The sequence below is a fragment of the Kribbella flavida DSM 17836 genome (assembly GCF_000024345.1).
Taxonomy (GTDB): Bacteria; Actinomycetota; Actinomycetes; order Propionibacteriales; family Kribbellaceae; genus Kribbella; species Kribbella flavida.
The window spans coordinates 6,616,409-6,635,097 of the sequence record NC_013729.1; the positions used below are offsets into that span (position 1 = coordinate 6,616,409).

Annotated in this window: 18 protein-coding genes and 2 tRNA genes; 9 read left to right on the forward strand and 11 right to left on the reverse strand. The window is 71.1% G+C overall.

Annotation, left to right across the window (positions count from 1 at the left end; translation table 11 throughout):
• The first annotated feature begins 50 nt into the window (after positions 1-50).
• The 4 genes from KFLA_RS30650 to KFLA_RS30665 all read left to right on the forward strand — a co-directional run bounded on the left by KFLA_RS30650 (position 51) and on the right by KFLA_RS30665 (position 6,671).
• A complete protein-coding gene (locus tag KFLA_RS30650) occupies positions 51-3,413 on the forward strand; it encodes a S8 family peptidase (protein ID WP_012923729.1) in 3,363 nt (1,120 codons plus the stop codon).
• Between the two features lie 57 nt (positions 3,414-3,470).
• Positions 3,471-4,526: an adenosine deaminase gene (locus tag KFLA_RS30655; RefSeq protein ID WP_012923730.1), complete on the forward strand. Its 1,056-nt coding sequence runs from the start codon at positions 3,471-3,473 to the stop codon at positions 4,524-4,526.
• Positions 4,527-4,613: 87 nt separating this feature from the next.
• Positions 4,614-5,192 (forward strand): hemerythrin domain-containing protein, encoded by a 579-nt coding sequence (locus KFLA_RS30660; protein WP_012923731.1) that lies wholly within the window; start codon positions 4,614-4,616, stop codon positions 5,190-5,192.
• A gap of 105 nt (positions 5,193-5,297) precedes the next feature.
• Entirely contained in the window at positions 5,298-6,671 is a 1,374-nt protein-coding gene (locus KFLA_RS30665) for a TrpB-like pyridoxal phosphate-dependent enzyme (protein WP_012923732.1), read from the forward strand.
• 69 nt (positions 6,672-6,740) lie between these two features.
• Here the strand turns inward: KFLA_RS30665 and KFLA_RS30670 are convergent, their stop codons facing one another.
• Positions 6,741-7,256 (reverse strand): hypothetical protein, encoded by a 516-nt coding sequence (locus tag KFLA_RS30670; protein ID WP_012923733.1) that lies wholly within the window; start codon positions 7,254-7,256, stop codon positions 6,741-6,743.
• Between the two features lie 36 nt (positions 7,257-7,292).
• Here KFLA_RS30670 and KFLA_RS30675 point away from each other — a divergent pair, with 36 nt between their 5' ends.
• Entirely contained in the window at positions 7,293-7,715 is a 423-nt protein-coding gene (locus KFLA_RS30675) for a hypothetical protein (RefSeq protein WP_012923734.1), read from the forward strand.
• 131 nt (positions 7,716-7,846) lie between these two features.
• Positions 7,847-9,175, forward strand: coding sequence for an NsdA family TPR-like regulatory protein (locus KFLA_RS30680; RefSeq protein WP_012923735.1), 1,329 nt, complete (start codon positions 7,847-7,849; stop codon positions 9,173-9,175).
• 507 nt (positions 9,176-9,682) lie between these two features.
• Here KFLA_RS30680 and KFLA_RS30685 read toward each other — a convergent pair.
• The 4 genes from KFLA_RS30685 to KFLA_RS30700 all read right to left on the reverse strand — a co-directional run bounded on the left by KFLA_RS30685 (position 9,683) and on the right by KFLA_RS30700 (position 13,269).
• Positions 9,683-11,275 carry an alkaline phosphatase D family protein gene (locus tag KFLA_RS30685; RefSeq protein WP_012923736.1) on the reverse strand — a complete coding sequence of 531 codons (1,593 nt, stop codon included), beginning with the start codon at positions 11,273-11,275 and terminating at the stop codon, positions 9,683-9,685.
• 82 nt (positions 11,276-11,357) lie between these two features.
• Positions 11,358-12,446: a UDP-N-acetylmuramate dehydrogenase gene (locus tag KFLA_RS30690; protein ID WP_012923737.1), complete on the reverse strand. Its 1,089-nt coding sequence runs from the start codon at positions 12,444-12,446 to the stop codon at positions 11,358-11,360.
• Positions 12,443-12,850, reverse strand: a complete 408-nt coding sequence (locus tag KFLA_RS30695; protein WP_012923738.1) for a MaoC/PaaZ C-terminal domain-containing protein — start codon at positions 12,848-12,850, stop codon at positions 12,443-12,445. The genes KFLA_RS30690 and KFLA_RS30695 overlap by 4 nt, the downstream gene beginning before the upstream one ends.
• The gene (locus KFLA_RS30700) at positions 12,847-13,269 is read right to left on the reverse strand and encodes an FAS1-like dehydratase domain-containing protein (RefSeq protein ID WP_012923739.1); all 423 of its coding nucleotides are present in this window, start codon (positions 13,267-13,269) and stop codon (positions 12,847-12,849) included. The genes KFLA_RS30695 and KFLA_RS30700 overlap by 4 nt, the downstream gene beginning before the upstream one ends.
• A 92-nt stretch (positions 13,270-13,361) precedes the next feature.
• Here KFLA_RS30700 and KFLA_RS30705 point away from each other — a divergent pair, with 92 nt between their 5' ends.
• Positions 13,362-14,120, forward strand: a complete 759-nt coding sequence (locus KFLA_RS30705; RefSeq protein WP_012923740.1) for a hypothetical protein — start codon at positions 13,362-13,364, stop codon at positions 14,118-14,120.
• A gap of 5 nt (positions 14,121-14,125) precedes the next feature.
• Here the strand turns inward: KFLA_RS30705 and KFLA_RS30710 are convergent, their stop codons facing one another.
• The 4 genes from KFLA_RS30710 to KFLA_RS30725 form a co-directional block, all read right to left on the reverse strand.
• The gene (locus KFLA_RS30710; RefSeq protein WP_012923741.1) at positions 14,126-14,980 is read right to left on the reverse strand and encodes a phytanoyl-CoA dioxygenase family protein; all 855 of its coding nucleotides are present in this window, start codon (positions 14,978-14,980) and stop codon (positions 14,126-14,128) included.
• A gap of 165 nt (positions 14,981-15,145) precedes the next feature.
• Entirely contained in the window at positions 15,146-15,313 is a 168-nt protein-coding gene (rpmG, locus tag KFLA_RS30715; protein WP_012923742.1) for a 50S ribosomal protein L33, read from the reverse strand.
• A gap of 63 nt (positions 15,314-15,376) precedes the next feature.
• Positions 15,377-15,450 (reverse strand) — tRNA-Met (locus KFLA_RS30720).
• Positions 15,451-15,501: 51 nt separating this feature from the next.
• Positions 15,502-15,574, reverse strand: a tRNA-Thr gene (locus tag KFLA_RS30725).
• Between the two features lie 490 nt (positions 15,575-16,064).
• On the opposite strand from KFLA_RS30725, the gene KFLA_RS30730 reads away from it, so the two are divergent.
• The gene (locus tag KFLA_RS30730) at positions 16,065-16,982 is read left to right on the forward strand and encodes a M23 family metallopeptidase (protein ID WP_012923743.1); all 918 of its coding nucleotides are present in this window, start codon (positions 16,065-16,067) and stop codon (positions 16,980-16,982) included.
• Here KFLA_RS30730 and KFLA_RS30735 read toward each other — a convergent pair.
• The gene (locus KFLA_RS30735) at positions 16,979-17,479 is read right to left on the reverse strand and encodes a GNAT family N-acetyltransferase (RefSeq protein WP_012923744.1); all 501 of its coding nucleotides are present in this window, start codon (positions 17,477-17,479) and stop codon (positions 16,979-16,981) included. The genes KFLA_RS30730 and KFLA_RS30735 overlap by 4 nt on opposite strands.
• Before the next feature lie 25 nt (positions 17,480-17,504).
• Entirely contained in the window at positions 17,505-18,041 is a 537-nt protein-coding gene (locus KFLA_RS30740; protein WP_012923745.1) for a GNAT family N-acetyltransferase, read from the reverse strand.
• 39 nt (positions 18,042-18,080) lie between these two features.
• On the opposite strand from KFLA_RS30740, the gene KFLA_RS30745 reads away from it, so the two are divergent.
• Positions 18,081-18,686, forward strand: a complete 606-nt coding sequence (locus KFLA_RS30745; RefSeq protein ID WP_012923746.1) for a helix-turn-helix domain-containing protein — start codon at positions 18,081-18,083, stop codon at positions 18,684-18,686.
• The last annotated feature ends 3 nt before the right edge of the window (positions 18,687-18,689 follow it).

Here is an 18,689-nt window from a genome sequence, read left to right on the forward strand (position 1 = left end):
CCGTTCCCGGCGGCCGTGACTTCCCGGCGGCCCCAGGGCGTCCCTAGGGCATGAGCCCTTTCCCTCTGCAGCTCCGGGCGGCCGGCATCGGTCTGGTTGCCGTCGCGCTGACCGTCGCCGCGCTGCCGACCGCCCAGGGCGGCCCGCCCACGTCCTCCGCCGTACCACCCACCGCCGGCACAGCTCCGCCGGCTCCGCCCACCGCCGCCGGCCGTTCGGTGACGCTGATCACCGGCGACCGGGTCCGGATTCTCGGGGACCAGCGGGTCCAGCCTGAGCCCGGCCCCGGCCGCACCGTCACGTTCAGCATCCACCGCACCGGCGGTCACGTCTCGGTCATCCCGTCCGACGCGCTCGCGCTGCTCGGCACCGGCCGGCTCGACCCGCGCCTGTTCGACGTCACCGAACTGGTCGCCGCCGGCTACGACGACACCCGCCGCAAGGACCTTCCGCTGATCATCACGTACGACGGTGCGCCGACGACCGCGCGAGCCGCCCTGCAGGAGTCCGGAGCCACGGCCCAGCGGGACCTGCCCGCCGTGAACGGCCGTGCCGCGCACCTGCCGAAGGCCGAGTTGTCCTCGTTCTTCGCGGATCTGGTGCCCACCGGTCCTGGACGCCGGTCCACCGCCGGCATCGCCAAGGTCTGGCTCGACGGGAAGCGCACGCTGCGGCTCGACCACAGCGTCCCGCAGATCGGGGCACCGGCCGCTTGGGCGGCGGGCGCAACCGGCCGCGGGGTGAAGGTCGCCGTCCTGGACAGCGGTGTCGACGCCACCCACCCGGACTTCGCCGGCCGGCTGCAGGCGGCCAACTTCAGCCCCGAAGGACCGGAGGACGCGAACGGGCACGCCACCCACGTCGCGTCGATCGTGGCCGGATCGGGGGCCGCGTCGAACGGCCGGTACAAGGGAGTCGCACCGGACGCGGAACTGCTGTCCGGCAAGGTCTGCGTCGCCGACGGCTGCGCCGACTCCTGGATCCTGGCCGGGATGGATTGGGCCGTCCAGCAAGGCGCGAAGGTGGTCAATATCAGCCTCGGCGGGTACGACGCCCCTGGGCTGGACCCGCTGGAGCAGGCGGTGAACACCTTGACCGCGCGGTCCGGTGCCTTGTTCGTCGTCGCGGCAGGCAACAGCGGGCCCAGCGAGCGCACGATCGACTCCCCGGGCAGCGCGGCGGCGGCACTCACCGTCGGCGCGGTCGACCGGGACGACCAGTTGGCCGACTTCTCCAGCCGTGGCCCGACGGTCGACGACGGCGCTCCCAAGCCCGATCTCACCGCGCCGGGCGTCGACATCGTCGCGGCGAAGGCGGCCGGCAGCCAGATCGGCGAGCCGGTCGGCACGGAGTACCTGCGGCTCAGCGGTACGTCGATGGCGACGCCGCACGTCGCCGGCGTCGCCGCGCTGCTGGCCCAGCGACACCCCGACTGGAAGGCCGACCGGCTGAAGGCCGCGCTGATGGGATCGGCCGCGCGCGACACCGGCGTACGGGTGCAGGCGCAGGGTTCTGGGCGGGTGGACGCGGCCAAGGCCGTCCAGCTGCCGGTCACCGCAGATGCCGGGGTACTGGCGTTCGGGATGCAGCGCTGGCCGCGCACCGATGATGTTGCCGAGAGCAAGGACATCACTTACACCAACACCGGCGCGACCCCACTCGCCCTCGAGCTGTCGGCCGCCTTCACCGCACCGGACGGTCAACCGGCGCCCGCGAGCGCCGTACGGCTGAGCGCCTCGACGGTCACCATCCCGGCACGGGGCACCGCCACGGTCACGGTGACGTCCGACACCCGGCACGACGGACCCGACGGCCGGTACGTCGGAGAGCTCGTCGCCACGGCCGGCACGACCACGTTCCGTACGACGCTGTCGGTCCACCGCGAGCAGGAGAGCTACGACCTCACCGTCAAGCACCTCGACCGCGCCGGTGCCGCGACGGCGGACTACCTGGACATCCTGGTCAACCGGGACGCCGGCGAGCTGGACATGCCGCTGTTCCTGAGCGAGGAGGACGGCACCACCAACATCCGGTTGCCGAAGGGCCGGTACCTGCTCGACTCCACCATCGGGACCGAGCGGGACCGCACTGAGGCCGCACTGCTGGTCCAGCCGCAGCTCAACCTCACCAGGGATCAGGTCGTCACCATGGACGCCCGGCAGGCCCGGCCCGTCTCGGTCAGCACACCAGAACCGACTGCACGCAATGTCTTCACCGCAGTCGAGTACGAACTGGGCACTCCGGCCTATGCCTGGTCGGGCGGGCTCCTGGCCAGCTCGCGCGAGCAGTTGTCCACCGCCCAGGTCGGCCAGTCAGTGCCGGAGCTGAGCAGCGTCGCCACCTCGCAGTGGGCCCGGCCCGACCCGAACGGTGGCGAGTTCTTCAACGACACCCCGTACCTCTACGCTCTCGCGTGGCCGAAGCAGGACGGTTGGTTCACCGGGCTCAGCAAGACGGTCCGGCCGGGTGAGCTCGCCACCATCCGGCCGACGATCGCGCGGCACGCAGCAGGCACTACCGCGGTGTGGACCAGCTGGGCGACGACGCCGACCATCGGCGGCGGCTTCGGCTACGGCTACCCGTACGAGGAACTGCCGGCCGGGCCCGTCGTGCACGTCACCACCCAGGGCGTCGAGTGGGCCGGGATGGCGATCCTGCGCCGCGGCGACGCCACCGCGTTCATCAACGACCGTCCTGCTGCGGTGCGGCCTGGCCGGACCCACCGCCAGGACTGGGCGAAGGCAGTGCTCGGACCAGGCTTTCCCCGCAACGGCTCCGACTCCCACTGGGCCTCGCGGAGCGACGACGTGATGGAGCTCGCGCCGCCACAGTCGGACAGCGATGGCCACTACGGCCAGGGCATCACCGGCAGCGGGACGATCACGGTGTCCCGCGACGGCGAGAAGGTCGGCGTCCTGCCCTATCCGTTCCAGGGGCCGGCTGACACACGGCTGGACGTTCCCCCTGGCCGGGGCCGGTACCAGGTCGACGTGGAGACGGCCGGCACCGGTCTGAGCGAGCTGTCGACGGCCGTCCGCACGTCGTGGACGTTCGAGTCCGGCACCGAACTGGAGGGCGTGCGGGCGCTGCCGTTGTGGGCGCTCCGGTTCACCCCTGCGGTGGACGACCACAACGTCCTGCGGACCGGGCGGACACACCTGGTGCCGGTCGTTGCCCAGGCACAGAGTGGTTCGGCCGTCGGCACGCTGCGCGCTCCTTCCGTGCAGGCGTCCACCGACGACGGCAAGACCTGGCGAACCGCCTCCGTACGGTCCACCGGCGCCGGCCGGTACGTCGCCGTGGTCACCGTGCCGCAAGCAGCGTCGTACGTGTCGCTGCGGGCACGCGCCGCGGACTCCCGCGGCAACACGGTCGAGCAGGAGATCACCCGGGCCTACAAGACCGGCCGCTGAGCCGGTGACAGACCGCCCGGTTTCCTCCGCCGGGCGGTCTGTCGGTAACCTTCTGTAATGGCGCAACGCGACCTGCGGCTCTTGCCGAAGACCCATCTGCACCTGCATTTCTCCGGGTCGATGCGGCACCTCACCCTGGTCGAGCTCGCCGACAAGCACGGTGTGCGGCTGCCGGACGCGCTGCGCACGGACTGGCCGCCGGACCTGTCGGCCGCTGACGAGCGGGGCTGGTTCCGGTTCCAGCGGTTGTACGACATCGCCAGGTCCGTGCTGCGCACCGAGGACGACGTCCGCCGGCTGGTCCGTGAGGCGGCCGAGGACGACAAGGCCGACGGGTCACGCTGGCTGGAGATCCAGGTCGACCCGTCCGGCTACGCGAACCGCTTCCACGGCATCACCGAGTTCACCGACCTGGTGCTGGACGCGGCCCGCGACGCGGCCGCCTCGACCGGGATCGACGTCCAGGTGGTGATCGCCGCCAACCGGACCAGGCATCCGCTCGACGCGCGGACGCTGGCCCGGCTGGCCACGCAGTACGTCGGCCGCGGGGTCGTCGGCTTCGGCCTGTCCAACGACGAACGGCGCGGCACCACGTCGGAGTTCGCTCCCGCCTTCCGGATCGCGCGCAACGCCGGCCTGCTGGCGGTCCCGCACGGCGGCGAGCTGTGCGGCCCGGCAACGGTGCGGACGTGCCTGGACGAGCTCGGCGCCGGCCGGATCGGGCACGGCGTCCGCTCGGTCGAGGACCCGGAGCTGCTGAAGCGTGTGGTCGACGCGCAGGTCGCGCTGGAGGTCTGCCCGGCGTCCAACGTGTCGCTGGGCGTCTACCAGCGTCCGGAGGACGTGCCGCTGCGGCAGCTGTACGAGGCGGGCGCGCGGATCGCGCTGGGCGCCGACGACCCGCTGCTGTTCGGTTCGAGGCTTGCGGAGCAGTACGAGGCGGCCCGCGCGGTGCACGGCTTCACCGACGAGGAGCTGGCCGGGCTGGCCCGCGGTTCGGTGCTCGCGTCGACCGCGCCGGAGGACGTCCGCAAGCGACTGCTGGCGGAGATCGACGAGTGGCTCGGCGTGGGCCAGCAGGTGCTCACCCCGGCCACCGCCCCGGCGTACTAGCAGCTTCGCGGGGGCGTACCCGGGGCTTGCGGAGGCGGGCCGCTGGGTACCGCGTGGACGACCCGACCACCCCGCGAGGAGAAGCTGATGAACGCCAGCCAGCCCGACACCGCCCACGACGTGATCGACGTCCTGACCGCGGACCACCGGGAGTTCGAGCAGCTGATCGTGCAGATCACCGACGGCCCCACGCCGACCGCGCGGCGGGAGACGGCCGATGTGCTGATCGCCGAGCTGGTCCGGCACGCGGTGGCCGAGGAGATGTTCGTCTACCCCGCGATCCGCGAGCACCTGCCGAACGGCGACCAGGTGGTCGAGCACGACAAGCAGGAGCACCACGAGCTCGAGGTGCTGATGAAGAGGCTGGAAGGCCTGGACGCCGCGGACCCGAAGTTCCTGGTGGTCGTCGGCGAGCTGGAGGGTGTGCTGCGCGACCACGTGCTGGACGAGGAGGGCGAGCAGTTCCCGTTGCTGCGCGCGAACATCCCCGCCGACCGGCTCGTCAGCCTCAAGGACAGGGTGGAGACGGCGAAGAAGGCGGCTCCCACGCGGCCGCACCCGGGCGCACCGAACTCGAAGCTGTTCCACCTGGTCGCCGGCCCGGGCGTCGGCATGGTCGACCGGCTCCGGGACCGGCTCAGCGGACGGTCGACCTCGACCGACTGACCGGTCGGCTTCGCTGCGCCCCGCTCGGCGGGGTGCGCTGAAAGTGCGTCCTCGGTTCGTTCGCAGTGCATTGCCGGGAACCCCACGCGGGCCTAGTTTTGCTGCATGACGACGCCGACGAAGATCCTGCTGCCCGAGGACGAGCTGCCCACCCGCTGGTACAACGTGCTGCACGATCTGCCGACGCCCCCGCCGCCGGTGCTGCACCCGGGCACCGGGCAGCCGGTCGGGCCGGACGACCTGGCGCCGCTGTTCCCGATGGACCTGATCCTGCAGGAGGTCTCGCAGGACCAGTACGTCGACATCCCGGGCGAGGTGCTCGACGTGTACCGGCTCTGGCGGCCGAGCCCGCTCTACCGGGCGCACCGGCTGGAGAAGGCGCTCGACACCCCGGCCCGGATCTACTACAAGTACGAAGGCGTCTCCCCCGCCGGGTCGCACAAACCGAACACGGCCGTGCCGCAGGCCTACTACAACGCCAAGGCCGGGATCCGGAAGCTGACCACCGAGACCGGCGCCGGCCAGTGGGGCACGGCGCTGGCGTTCGCGTGCGCGCAGTACGGGCTGGAGTGCGAGGTCTGGCAGGTGCGGGCGTCGTACGACCAGAAGCCCTACCGGCGGGCGATGATGAAGGTGTTCGGCGCGACCGTGCACGCGAGCCCGTCGGAGCTGACCGAGGCCGGCCGCAAGATCCTGGCCGAGAACCCCGGTTCCACCGGCTCGCTCGGCATCGCGATCAGCGAGGCGGTCGAGATGGCGGTCCAGGACGAGACGGTGCACTACGCGCTCGGCTCGGTGCTCAACCACGTGCTGATGCACCAGACGGTCATCGGCGAAGAGGCGTTGATGCAGCTCGCAATGGTCGGCGAGACCCCGGACCTGATCGTCGGCTGCACCGGCGGCGGCTCGAACTTCGGCGGTCTGGCCTTCCCGTTCCTGCGGGAGAAGTGGGCCGGCCGGCAGTCGCCGGTGGTGCGCGCGGTCGAGCCGGAGGCGTGCCCGTCGCTCACCCAGGGCACCTACGCCTACGACTTCGGCGACACCGCCGGCATGACGCCACTGATGAAGATGCACACGCTCGGCCACGACTTCGTGCCGGACCCGATCCATTCCGGCGGCCTGCGGTACCACGGCATGAGCCCGCTGATCAGCCACCTGTACGAGACCGGCGAGATCGAGGCGATCGCCAAGCCGCAGTCGGAGTGCTTCGCGGCCGGCGTGCTGTTCGCCCGGACCGAGGGCATCGTGCCGGCGCCGGAGCCGACGCATGCGCTGGCCGCCGCGATCGACGAGGCGCAGCGGTGCAAGGAGTCGGGCGAGGAGAAGGTGATCCTGACCGCGCTGTGCGGCCACGGCCACCTCGACCTGGCCGCGTACGACGCCTACCTGTCCGGCGCGATCACCGATCGGGCCTGGGACGACGCCGAGCTGCAGGCCTCGGTCGCCCGCGCGCTCGAGCGGCTGCCCGCCGTCCACTAAGAGCTGGTGCGGCCCGGAGCTGGCCGCGGCAAAGGGGCTGCCGCGGCCAGGGGAAGCTGCGGCTGGGAGCTAGCTGCGGCCGCGTTTCCACCACGGCTTCGGCTGTTTCGGGACCGCGGCCAGCCAGTCCTCCGGGATCTGCCAGCGCTTCGCCGACAACGTCGCGAAGTACTGCTCCTTGAGACTGTCCGGCAGCCAGTACGTCGCTCGGGCCCGGTGGGCGACCTCGAAGTACGTGGTCCGGCTGCCGGGGCTCCACACCGTCGCCAGGTTCGAGCAGTAGGCCAGCCGGGTGAAGTCCCAGCGGGCCTGCGGCTCCGCCAGGTCGTACGCGCGTTCGGTGACGGCCAGCAGTCGTCGCGCCGGTGATCGCGGCTCGCGTTCGATCTCCTCGATCAGGCCCTGCACGACCGCGCGGTCCTCGGTCATCTCGTCCGGCAGTACCAGGGCCTCCGGGTCGAGCACGGCCGAGCCGAGCCATGGGCCCGCCACCTCGAGAAACGTCTCCAGCAGCGCGAACGCGACCTCCGCCCGCTCGAAGCGATCCAGCTCTGCCCGCAGCGTCGTGACTGCTTCTTCTGCCACGGTTCTCACTGTAGTGGCCCGGGTACCGGGGGCCGCATGGAAGAGAAGCCATCCCCACGTCCCCGCCCGGAGGGCGTCACCGACGAGACCGTGCAGGCGATCGGCCGGCTCACCCACGCGATGGAGACGGTGATCCGCGCCCGTGGCTACCTGTACGGCTTCCACGAGCTGACCGGCCGCGCCGACAACGAGCTGGACGAGGTGGTCGAGCTGTTCCGCACGGCGGGTCACGAGCAGTTCGCCGCCACCATCGAGCGCGAGCTGCTCGGCCGGAACGTGATCGACCGGCACTGGACGTTCCAGATCGTCGACGACTACGACGAGAACTACTTCGACCTGTTCGTCTCGCTCGAACGCCGGGCCCGCGAGGAGCTGGCCGACGGCGTGAAACACCTGCGCGAGGCGGAGATGAAACGAGACCGGACCACCTCCGGCAAGCCCGGTCACGAGCTGCTCTGACCCCGCGCGGGCCGCCGATCGGGGCAGATCGGTGGGGCATCCCGGGGCATTCCGGGGCATCGCGGGGCAGTTCGTCCACAGCGGCGGTTTTCCCGGCTGCGGAGCGTGTTCGCACACCTACAGTTACCGGCATGCCAGAGCCCAACGAGTTGCTCCGCGCCGCCCGGGAGCGGACCCCGTCAGTACGCGCCCCGGGTGAGCACATGTCCCGCAGCGAGCTCGCCGAGCGGGTGTGCGCGTGGTTGTGGGAGACCACCCACGTCAAGTACGACCTGGACGGCCACTACCTCGCCAAGCTGGAACGCGGTGCCGTGCGGTGGCCGGGGCCGGCGTACCGATCCGGTCTGCGGCACGTACTGAACGTTGCCACCGACATCGAACTCGGTTTCAGCCCGAGCAACGAGCCGGCCCAGTTCGACCTCGAGCCGGCGCCGCCGCCCGCGGTCGGGCTGGACGACGACCTGATCGACGCCGGCGACGAGTCGGTGTCGCTGCTGATGCTGGCCGAGGAGTCGAACGTCGGCGAGCTCACCGTCGAGCAGCTGCACGCCGACATCCACCGGATCGCGCAGAGCTACCTGAAGGTGCCGACCCGGCCGTTGTTCCTGCGCAGCAAGGCGATCCGCGACCGCGCGTTCAAGCTGCTGGCCGGCCGGCAGCCACCGAAGCAGACCCGCGAGCTGTACGCCGTCGCCGGGTGGTCGCTCACCACGCTGGCCTGGATGTCGGTGGACCTCGGCCGACCCGACGTTGCCGAGAGCCACACCCGGACGGCGTGGGCCTGCGCCGACGCCGCCGACCACGACGAGCTGCGAGCATGGGTCCGGGCGACCCAGCACACCGCGGCGTTCTGGCAGGACGACTTCGTCGGCGCGGCGGAGTTCGCGCGCGACGGGTTGCGGTACGCAGAGGGTTCGTCGGTGCTGTTCCTGTCGGGGGTCCTGGTGGTCGACCTGGCCCGCTCCGGCCGCACGACCGAGGCCCGCGACGCGCTGTCGACGGCGAAGAACCGCACGGGCTCGCCGTGGACGCCGGAGATCGGCGGTCCGTTCCTCTGCACACCGGAACGCACGCAGGGGATCTGGTCCGACGCCCATCTCGCTCTCGGCCAGCCGGAGCTCACGCTGGAGCTCGCCGAGCAGAGCCTCCAGCAGTTCGCCAAGACACCGCATGCCCAGCGCAACTACGGCTCCGAGCGCATGGTCCAGCTGCAGCTCGCCAAGGCGCACCTCGAACTGGGCCAGCTCGACGGCGCCACCGCCGCCGTCGAGCCGGTCCTCGCCGTGCCCGCGGAGTACCGCGTCCGTCCGCTGCTGCACCGCATCACCGAGGTCGCCGCCCAGGTCCGCAGCGGCCCCTACGGCAGCACCCCGGAAGCCAAACACCTCTACGACGCCATCCGCGACTACGTCCGGCGCCCCACCCCCCGCCGCCGGCGCAAACCCGCCACCACGCACTGACGCAGCCGGCCCGAGGTCGATCCCTTCCCCAGGAATCCCCGGCCAGGCACCGAACCACCCCTTCGCAAGTCCAGCTGATCCTTCGGCTCGCCGTCCCAAGCGGCCGATGCGCGCCGTCGCCCTCGCTCGTAGCGTCCGCGAACAGCCATCGGCTTTCGCCGGCTGCGCCGCCGTTCAGCACCCTCGGATTTCCGCGGCGCTCCACCACTCTGCAGGCGAGGGCTTGATGACCGCAGGCCGTGGCAACGCACCCGGGGGCGAGCCGCTGCCACCGGCCCTTTGCCCATCCGCGGCGATGCGCCAGCACGGCTGCCGAACCGCTGAGAACGTACGAACCAGCACACCCGTGCTCTGAGGGGTTAACCCATCAGAGCCATGGTTGGCCCACCAAATTCTGATGGGCCAACCGTTCACCTGGTGGGTTAACCCCTCAGAGTGGCCGCAGGCGCCTGGGGGAAGAGCGGCAGCGGCAGCCGGCCGCGGCAAGGGGGCTGTTGCTGCGGGCAATCAGTTGCTGACTTCGGCGACGCCGGGGCGGCCGGACTCGACGGTGACTGAGGCGCGGGTGATCACGGGGCCGCCGGGGGTGGTGACGTTGGGGACCACCCGGTAGTCGGTGCGCCAGTGGGTGGGGGTGACGACGCAGCGCTGGTAGCCGCGCTGGCTGTTGTGGAAGCGCATGTGCGGGTTCTCCGCGAGCCAGGTGTGGCCGAGGGCGTCGGTGTCGGTTCCGTTGCCGCCGGAGCTGATCGACGTGCCGAGGAACTCGGTGCCGACGGTGCGGGACGACGGGTCGGCGAAGTTCAGTTTCAGGTCGGCGGCGACACTGCGGTGGGCGTCGCCGGTGATCATCACGAAGTTGTCGACGCGCCGTTCGACCACCCCGTCGAACAACCGCTGCCGGGCGGCGGCGTAGCCGTCCCAGGTGTCCATGCCGAACCGTTCCGACGGGCCCGCGTCGTGGTCGGCCTCGAAGGCGAAGATCTGGTTGCCGAGCGCGTTCCACCGGGCGTCCGAGCGGCCGAGTCCGTCCAGCAGCCAGCGTTCCTGCTCGGCGCCGAGCATCGTGCGGGCCGGGTCGAACCGGTCGTCGCAGCCCCGCACACACTCCAGCTGGTCGGTCCGGAACCGCCGGGTGTCCAGCACGTTCAGCTGCAGCAGGTTGCCGAAGGTCAGACGCCGGAACACCTGCATCTCCGGCCCGCGCGGCATCGACGTACGGCGCAGCGGCAGGTTCTCGTAGTACGCCTGGTACGCCGCCGCCCGCCGCTGCCGGAACACGGCGGGATCCTGGTCGGGCTCGTTGTCGAGCTGCGAGATGTCGCCGGCCCAGTTGTTCTCCACGTCGTGGTCGTCCGGGGCCACCACCCAGGGCGCGGCGGCGTGAGCGGCCTGCAGGTCCGGGTCCGACTTGTACTGCCCGTAGCGCACCCGGTAGTCGGCCAGGCTGAACGTCTCCGCGACCGGCAGGTGCCCGCGCCCGATCGTGCCCTGCGAATTGCCTTCGTAGATGTAGTCGCCGAGGTGCACGACCAGGTCCAGGTCGTCCTGCGCCATGTGCCGGTACGCCGTGAAGAACCCCTCGTGGTACGCCTGGCAGCTGGCGAACGCGAAGGTCAGCTCGTTGAGCCGCCGGTACGCCGCGGGCGCCGTCCGGGTCCGCCCGACCGGGCTGAGCTGGTGACCGACCGCGAACCGGTACCAGTACTCGCGGTCCGGCCGCAGCCCACGGACCTCCGCGTGCACCGAGTGCCCCCACGCCGGTACGGCGTGCTCGACGCCGCGGCGGACCACCTTGCCGAACCGCGGGTCCTCCGCGACCTCCCAGCGAACCGCGACCCGCTTGTCCGGCATGCCACCCTTGCCGTCGGCCGCGAGCGGCTCGGGCGCGAGCCGGGTCCAGAGCACCACCCCGTCCGGGTGCGGGTCGCCCGAGGCGACGCCGAGCGTGAACACGTCACCGAGCGGGCGGCTCGCCTCGGCCGGCACCTCCGTACCGAGCGTGCCGACCGCACCGACGACCGTCGCGGCGCCGGCCAGACCGAGAAAGTGCCGGCGCCCGAGCGCGCCGGAAACCTGAGGCGTGGAGACCTTAGGCATGAAACCTCCAAGAAGACGGCGGAAGCCGTCATTCATTCACATCCGGCCGTCCGAGGACAGAAGCGGAAGCGAACAGAAGGTGTCAGAGGCTGCAGTTCACCAGCACGGGTTCGTTCACCAGCGTGATGCCGAAGGCCTGGCTCACCTGACCGCGGACGTGCCCGGCCAGGGCCAGCAGTTCCTTGGCCGTGGCGTTGCCGCGGTTGGTGAGCGCCAGCGTGTGCTTCGACGAGACGGCCGCGTTGCCGATCGCGAAGCCCTTCGAGATGCCGGCGTGCTCGATCAACCAGGCGGCACTCGTCTTCACCCGCCCGTCGGGCTGCGGCCACTGCGGCGCCCCGGCCGGGACCTCGGCGGCGGCGTCGAGAATCGGGTTGGTGAAGAAGGACCCGGCGCTCCAGGTGTCGGGGTCGGCGTCATCGAGCACCATGCCCTTGCTGCGGCGCAGGCCGAGCACGGCCTCGCGGACCTCGGTCATCGGCGCCCGCGCGCCGGGCTCGACGCCGAGCACCCGCGCCAGCTCGGCGTACTCGACCGGGGCGGAGAGGTCGCCGAGCCGGAGCTGGAAGGCGACCTCGAGCACGACGTACCGGCTGGGGTCGGCCTTGAAGCGCGACGTGCGGTAGGCGAACCCGCAGTCGGCGGCGAAGATCGTGCGGACCGCGTTCTCCGTCCGGTCCCAGACGCGGACCGAGGCGATCGTCTCGGCGACCTCGTGACCGTAGGCGCCGACGTTCTGGACCGGGGTGGAGCCGGTGAGGCCGGGAATGCCGGACATCGACTCCAGACCGCTCCACTGCTCGGCGATCGCGCGCTGCACGACCGCGTCCCAGTCCTCGCCGGCGGCGACGTGGACCATCGCGCCCGAGCAGGCGTCGGCGTCGACCCGGATGCCGGTGGTGGCGATCTTCACGACGGTGCCACGGAAGCCCTCGTCGCCGATCACCACGTTGCTGCCGCCGCTGAGCAGCAGCACGGGCTGCTTGGCCGCGTCGGCGTCCCGGACCGTCTCGATCAGCTCGGCCTCGGTGGTCACCTCGACCAGCGTGTCGGCCGGTCCGCCGATCCGCAGCGTGGTCAGCTCGGCCAGCCGTACGTCGGTCCGCGCGGCGACGCCGGACCGGGTGACGGCCGATCCCTGCGACGACGAGACGTCCGGACTGCTCATCATCGGACCCGCACGGTCGCCCGAGCCCGGCCGAGGACCTTCTGCTCGCCGGCCAGCGCGGTGATGTCGATCTCCGCGAGACCGTCGGCGACCTTGTCCACCGTCGCGGAGAAGGTGACGGTCACGCCCTGGTCGTCGTCCGGGACCACGACCGGCTTGGTGAACCGGACGCCGTACTCGACCAGGTCGGCCGGGTCCTCGATCCAGTCGGTGACGACCCGCGCGGCCGAGGCCATCGTCAGCATGCCGTGCGCGATCACGCCGGGCAGGCCGAGCGCCGCGGCCATCCGGTCGCTCCAGTGGATCGGGTTGAAGTCGCCACTGGCCCCGGCGTACCGGACCAGGTCGTCGCGGCGCAGCGTGACGGTCAGCGCCGGCAGCTCGAGCCCCGCCTCGACGGTGCTCATGCGTCCGCCCGGTTGTGCGAGATGGTCGACGTGGAGGTGGCGATCGGCTCACCGGCGACGCTGGTCAGCGCGGTCTCGTACATGATCACCTCGACGTCACCGGCCTTGCGCACGGTGGTGATGGTGGCGGTCGCGGCGATCTCGTCGCCGGCCTTGATCGGGCGGGTCCAGCTGAACTTCTGCGCGCCGTGCACGATCCGGTCCAGCCGCAGGCCGAGCTCGGGGTCGCCGAGCAGCTGCTCGAGCGCCCGGCTGCCGAGCACGAACGCGAACGTCGGCGGAGCGACCGCGTCGTCACCGGTGTACGCCGGGTTGGGGTCGCCGATCGCGGCGGCGAACTCCCGGATCTTCTCCCGGCCGACCTGGTAGGTCTCGGCGGCCGTGTAGCTCCGGCCGACCATCGTGGCGTCGATCGTCATGTCCAGTAACCCTACTGGCAGGATGGGCAGCCGAGTGCCGCCACCCACTCCGCCGAGATCACTGGGGGATCCACGCAGGAAGGGCAGGACTTGTGACGGCAGAACGCACGGGAGTGGCCGCTCTCAGCCGGTACGCACCTCGTTACGCGGTGCAGATCGGCGTACCGAGCGGCTCGGAGTGGTTGCGGGCCGATCACCTCCTGGAGCCGGACGGCCCTGCGCTGACCGAGTTGCTCAAACGCGACCACGACGCGAGCGGACACACGTCGGCGCACGCGAACGCGCTCAGCCTGATCTCCTTCTACGCCGGGCGCGCCCCCGCGGCAGCACTGCTGCTCTGGGCCCTCGAAGGCCGCGTGCTCGACGTCCGCCCGCACAACCTCTGGGTGAAACCGAACGACGGCCACGGCCTCGCCGCGATCGCCATCCGCTCCGCCCGCTTCCTGCCCGGCGGCCTGCGCACCCTGTACGACGTGGTGCTCACGGACCACCTGCTCCCCCTCGCCGCCGAGCTCCACCGCCGGACCCGCGCGGGTGTCCGTCAGCTGCACGGCGGAGTCGCGGCTGGTTGCGCGATGGGATTCTGCGCCGCCAGCCGCGAACAGGAGACGGTCCCGCTTCGCCATCTGCTGGAGCGGTGGCAGACCTTCGTCGCCCAGGCGCCCGGCGGCCTCGCACGCCTGGGCGAGGTCGCCGAGGCCGGCGGCAAACTCGTCTACCTCCGCAACACCTGCTGTCTCTACTACTCCAGCACCAACGGCGCGAACACGCTGTGCGGCTCCTGCTGCCTGACGCCGCGGGAGGAACGGCTGGCGGCGTACGAGGCGGGCCGGCCGATCCTCACCGTCTGAGGAACTCAGCCTTCGGCGTCGCCCATCACCAAGCCTTCGATGGTGTGCTTCTGCGTGATCGGCGTCAGCTCCGGAACGACCGGGCAGTGCAGGTGCTCGCGCACGACCGCGGGCAGCTCCTCCCAGTACGCCTCGGTGACGGCGAGATCGTGTCGCTCCGCGTTGCCGGCGCCCGGCGCGTCCAGCCCGAGCACAAGGACCGGCCGGGACAACTGCGACCGGTTCTCGGTGCCGCGGTGAATGGTCAGGGCCGAGCGGATCGAGATGTCGCCCATCTTCGGGTACTTGCGCACGGCGAGCTCGCGGTACCGCTCGTACTCCGACTTCGGCGGGAACATCTCGTGCTCGAAGCTGTCGCCGGGCTCCCACTGCGTGCCCGGCGCGATCTCGAACGGGCCCATCTCGTCGGTGGTGTCCACCGTGGTGACGTTGATCGCCAGCGAGGTGAGCCGCTGCTGCGTCCGGGTCTCCTCCGGCATCGGGAAGTCCCGGTGCCACGGCTGGTACAACGCCCCCGGCTGCGGCACGTCGAACCCGACCTCGACAATCTCGTACTCCGGCCCGAGCACCGCCTCGGCGACCGCGGTGATCCACGGGTGCCCGGCCAGCTCGGCAAAGCCGCGCAGCTGCTCGGGGTGGATCTCGACGTAGTACCGCTGCGGACCGCGGCCGACCGCCCCACCGGGGCGGGCGAGTGCCTCCTGGAAGGCGATCTCGACGTCCTCGCCGAGCTGCCGCACCCAGTCGCGGGAGAACGCGCTCTGGAACCCGACGATGCCGTCGGTGTGGATCTGCTCGACCGCCGCGGCCCGCTGCTCGTCCGTCAGCGGTGCCGGCGTGACCGTGGTTTCGTTGCTCATCCGGGACCTCCCTGGTTCGTCCGCGCCAGTCTGACCACCGCTTCTACAACGATGCAACAACTGGGCCCGCACGAGTTTCGCCGGGCGCGGGTCCACACCGGTCCCGGGCACAGCGAAAGGGCCGCTTCGACGTGCGAAGCGGCCCTTCCGGGAAGTCTGCTGAGGTCAGCGGGTCTCGCGGTGGTCGGTGTGGTCGTTGCAGCGAGCGCAGTACTTCTTCATCTCCAGGCGGTCCGGGTCGTTGCGCCGGTTCTTCTTGGTGATGTAGTTGCGCTCTTTGCAGACGGTGCACGCCAGCGTGATCTTCGGGCGGATGTCCGTTGACTTGGCCACTGCTGCCTCTTCTTGTCAGGAGCGTGCTGGGTGACGCACGCTCTCGAATTGCTGGTTGGTGGGTAGCGGGGGCGGGAGTCGAACCCGCGACACCACGATTATGAGCCGTGTGCTCTAACCACCTGAGCTACCCCGCCACGAGAGTCCGGCACCCCACCCGGCGGACCGGGTGGGACATCGTTTCTCAGAGCCCCTTTACGGAATCGAACCGTAGACCTTCTCCTTACCATGGAGACGCTCTGCCGACTGAGCTAAAGGGGCGGGCCGAGGAGAGAGATTACACGGTCCCTCGCCCCGATGTGAAATCGAGGCTCCGGGCGGTGCTGCCCCCTCTGTCCGACCAGAGAAGCATACCGGTTCCGGCGAGTGCTTCCGACCAGATTTCGGCTCCCCATCGGACTGGGCCGGCACCACCTTCAGCCGCGTCTCGGCGCGCTATAGCGCTTCGTCGGGGCCGTTTTCGGCCACGACGCACGTGATACCGATCACAGTGATATTCAATTACTCGTCGGTCACGTTTACGCCTGAGCCGCCACGACACGCCAGAGAATCATCACGTTCCGTGACCGGATTTCGGGTCTGTGTTCGCAAACCGGGTTTGAGGCATTCGTGACCTCGTCGTTATGGTCGGTTGGCCGCTGCGGAGGACCGCGGCGGCGACTCGACTTTCGGAAGGTCCCCTGTGTCCCCTCACCATGACGTGCCGGAGGCAGAACGGCCGGCACTTCGTCGCTCGGCTGCTCCCCGTCGGGTGGCCAAGCACCGTTCCCCCCGGCGAAGTCCGGTTCGCGGGCTGCACCTCGTCGGCCTGACCGCCGCGCTGGCCGCCGCGGCAGGCACCACCACCGTCGGTCTCACCACCCAGAACACCGAGGCCACGGCCGGCACGTCGCTCAGCGCGAGCCAGGCCGAGGCCCTGACCGCGGCTCGCGTCGAGCGGCGCGACCTGGCGTCGCGGGACCTGTCCCGGTTCGAGCTCTCGCTGGCCGCGTCGCAGAAGGCAGCCCTCGAGGCGAAGGCCGCGCAGGCTGCCAAGGCCCGGGCCGCCCAGCTGGCCGCGAATGCCACTCTGACCCAGCGCCGCGCGCTGGCGCTCGCCGCGGCCAAGGAGGCCGCCGCGAAGAAGGCCGCCGCCGCTGCCAGGGCAGCTGCCGCCGCGAAGGCCGCCGCGCTCGCCAAGGCGAAGGCCGAGGCCAAGGCCGAAGCGGAGGCAGCAGCGCAGGCGAAGGCCCGTGCAGCCAAGGCCGTCGCCGCGGAGCGGGCCGCCACGCCGCGGGTCGTCCTGCCGACCACCGGGTACCGCCTGACCGCGCACTTCGGCCAGGGCGGCAGCCGCTGGGCCCGCAACCACACCGGCCTGGACTTCGCCGCCCCGATCGGTACGCCGATCCGCTCGGTGCTGTCCGGCGAGGTGATCCAGGCCGAGTTCGCCGGCGCGTACGGGCGTCAGGTCAAGGTCCGGCACGCGGACGGCACCGTCACGTCGTACAGCCACATGTCGTCGTTCTCGGTCAACGTCGGCGACACGGTCGAGGCCGGCGCCGAGGTCGGCGCGATCGGCGTGACCGGCAACACCACCGGCCCGCACCTGCACTTCGAGGTCCTGCTCGGCGGCAGCACCCAGGTCAACCCCGAGCCGTGGCTGCGCGACCACGGGGTCAGCGCCTAGACGTCCAGGTACAAGGCCAGGTCGACCGCGTCGACGTACTGGCCGTCGATGAGGAACTCTCGTGGGTGGGTTCCTTCGACGACATAGCCGTGGCGCTCGTAGAGCCGCCTTGCGACGGTGTTCACACCGTGCACGTGCAAGGCGATCTTGCGGGCGCCACGGCGTTGTGCTTCCGCGGTGACGGCGTCCAGCAGGACCGACCCGATGCCCCGTCCGCGGGCGTCGACCGCGACGGCCAGCCCGTTCACGGCCAGCACCCCGGCGCCCTCCTCGAACGGGTACTTGTCCTGCAGCCGGATGTAGCCCACCAGCCGGCCGTCCTGCTCGGCGACCAGATGGGCGGCCGGACCACTGCGCTCGGTGAAGAAGTTCGTCCGGCCGCCCGCGGTCAGGGACGGAAAGCCGGACGTCGCGTCCCAGGCGGTCAGCTCGATCTCGAGCAGGGCGGGTTCGTCGGAGTCGACCGCCCGGCGGACGGTCACGCGGTTGTCGCTCACCTCTCCATCCTCGTCCGCTGAGAGGTCAGCGGGGCTCGGTGGGTGGGTCGTCGCCGGTGGCGAGAGCACGCTGGGCCCAGGCCACGTCGTGCCAGGCGTTGTGCTTCCAGCCGATCCGGCGGTAGGTGCCGATCGGCTCGAAACCCAAGGCGCGGTGCAGGCCCACGCTGGCGTCGTTCGGCAGCGTCATCCCGGCGATCGCCGTTCGGTATCCCCGCTCGGCCAACCGCTCGAAGAGCGCCTCGTACAGCAGCCGCCCGCCACCCGTCCGCCGTCGCCCGGACTCCAGGTAGACGCTCACCTCGCAGGACCACCGGTACGCCGCCCGGGCCTTCATCGGCCCGCCGTACGCATACCCGACGACTCGTCCGGCATCCTCCAGCACCAGCCACGCGTGAGTGCTCTGCGCGGCGGTGATCCGCTCCGCCATCTCGGCCGGCGTCGGCGGCTCGAGCTCGAAGCTGATCGCGGTCTCCCGGACGTACGGCGCGTAGATCGCCGCACAGGCGGCCGCGTCCAGCTCCGGCATCGCATCCCGGATCAGCAGGTCCTTCGTCAACATGTCACGATAGTAGTCACACCGAGCGCTATAGTGGCAAGCATGTCCGACTCGCTCTCCGTCTCGCTCGCCGCGACGCTGCAGGCCGCCCGGGTGGACCGGAACCTCTCGATCAACGCGTTGGCCGAGCGCTCCGGCGTCTCCCGCGCGATGATCAGCAAGATCGAGCGCGGCGAGGCCCAGCCGACCGCCGTACTGCTGGGCCGGCTGTCGGGCGCTCTCGGCCTCACCCTGTCGGAGCTGGTCGCCCGGGCCGAGCAGGCCGACGGCACGGTCGAGCTGCTGCGCAGGGCCGAGGACCAGCCGCTCTGGACGGACCCGGCGACGGGCTATCGCCGGCGCGCGGTCTCCCCCGCGGCCGGCGGTCCGCTGGAGCTGGTCGAGGTCGAACTGCCGCCCGGCGCGTCGGTGTCGTACCCGGCCGACGCCTACATCTTCAAGTACCAGCAGCTGTGGATCCTGGCCGGGCAGCTGCGCTTCCACGAGGGCGACCAGGTCCACGAGCTCGCGACCGGCGACTGTCTGCAGCTCGGACCGCCCTCGCCGACCACGTTTCACAACCCCTCCGGTACGCCCTGTCGCTATCTGGTTGCGCTGGTCAAGGAACCTTTCGAGATGCGGCGACACGGCGGGTTTTCGCGTGATTGAGTA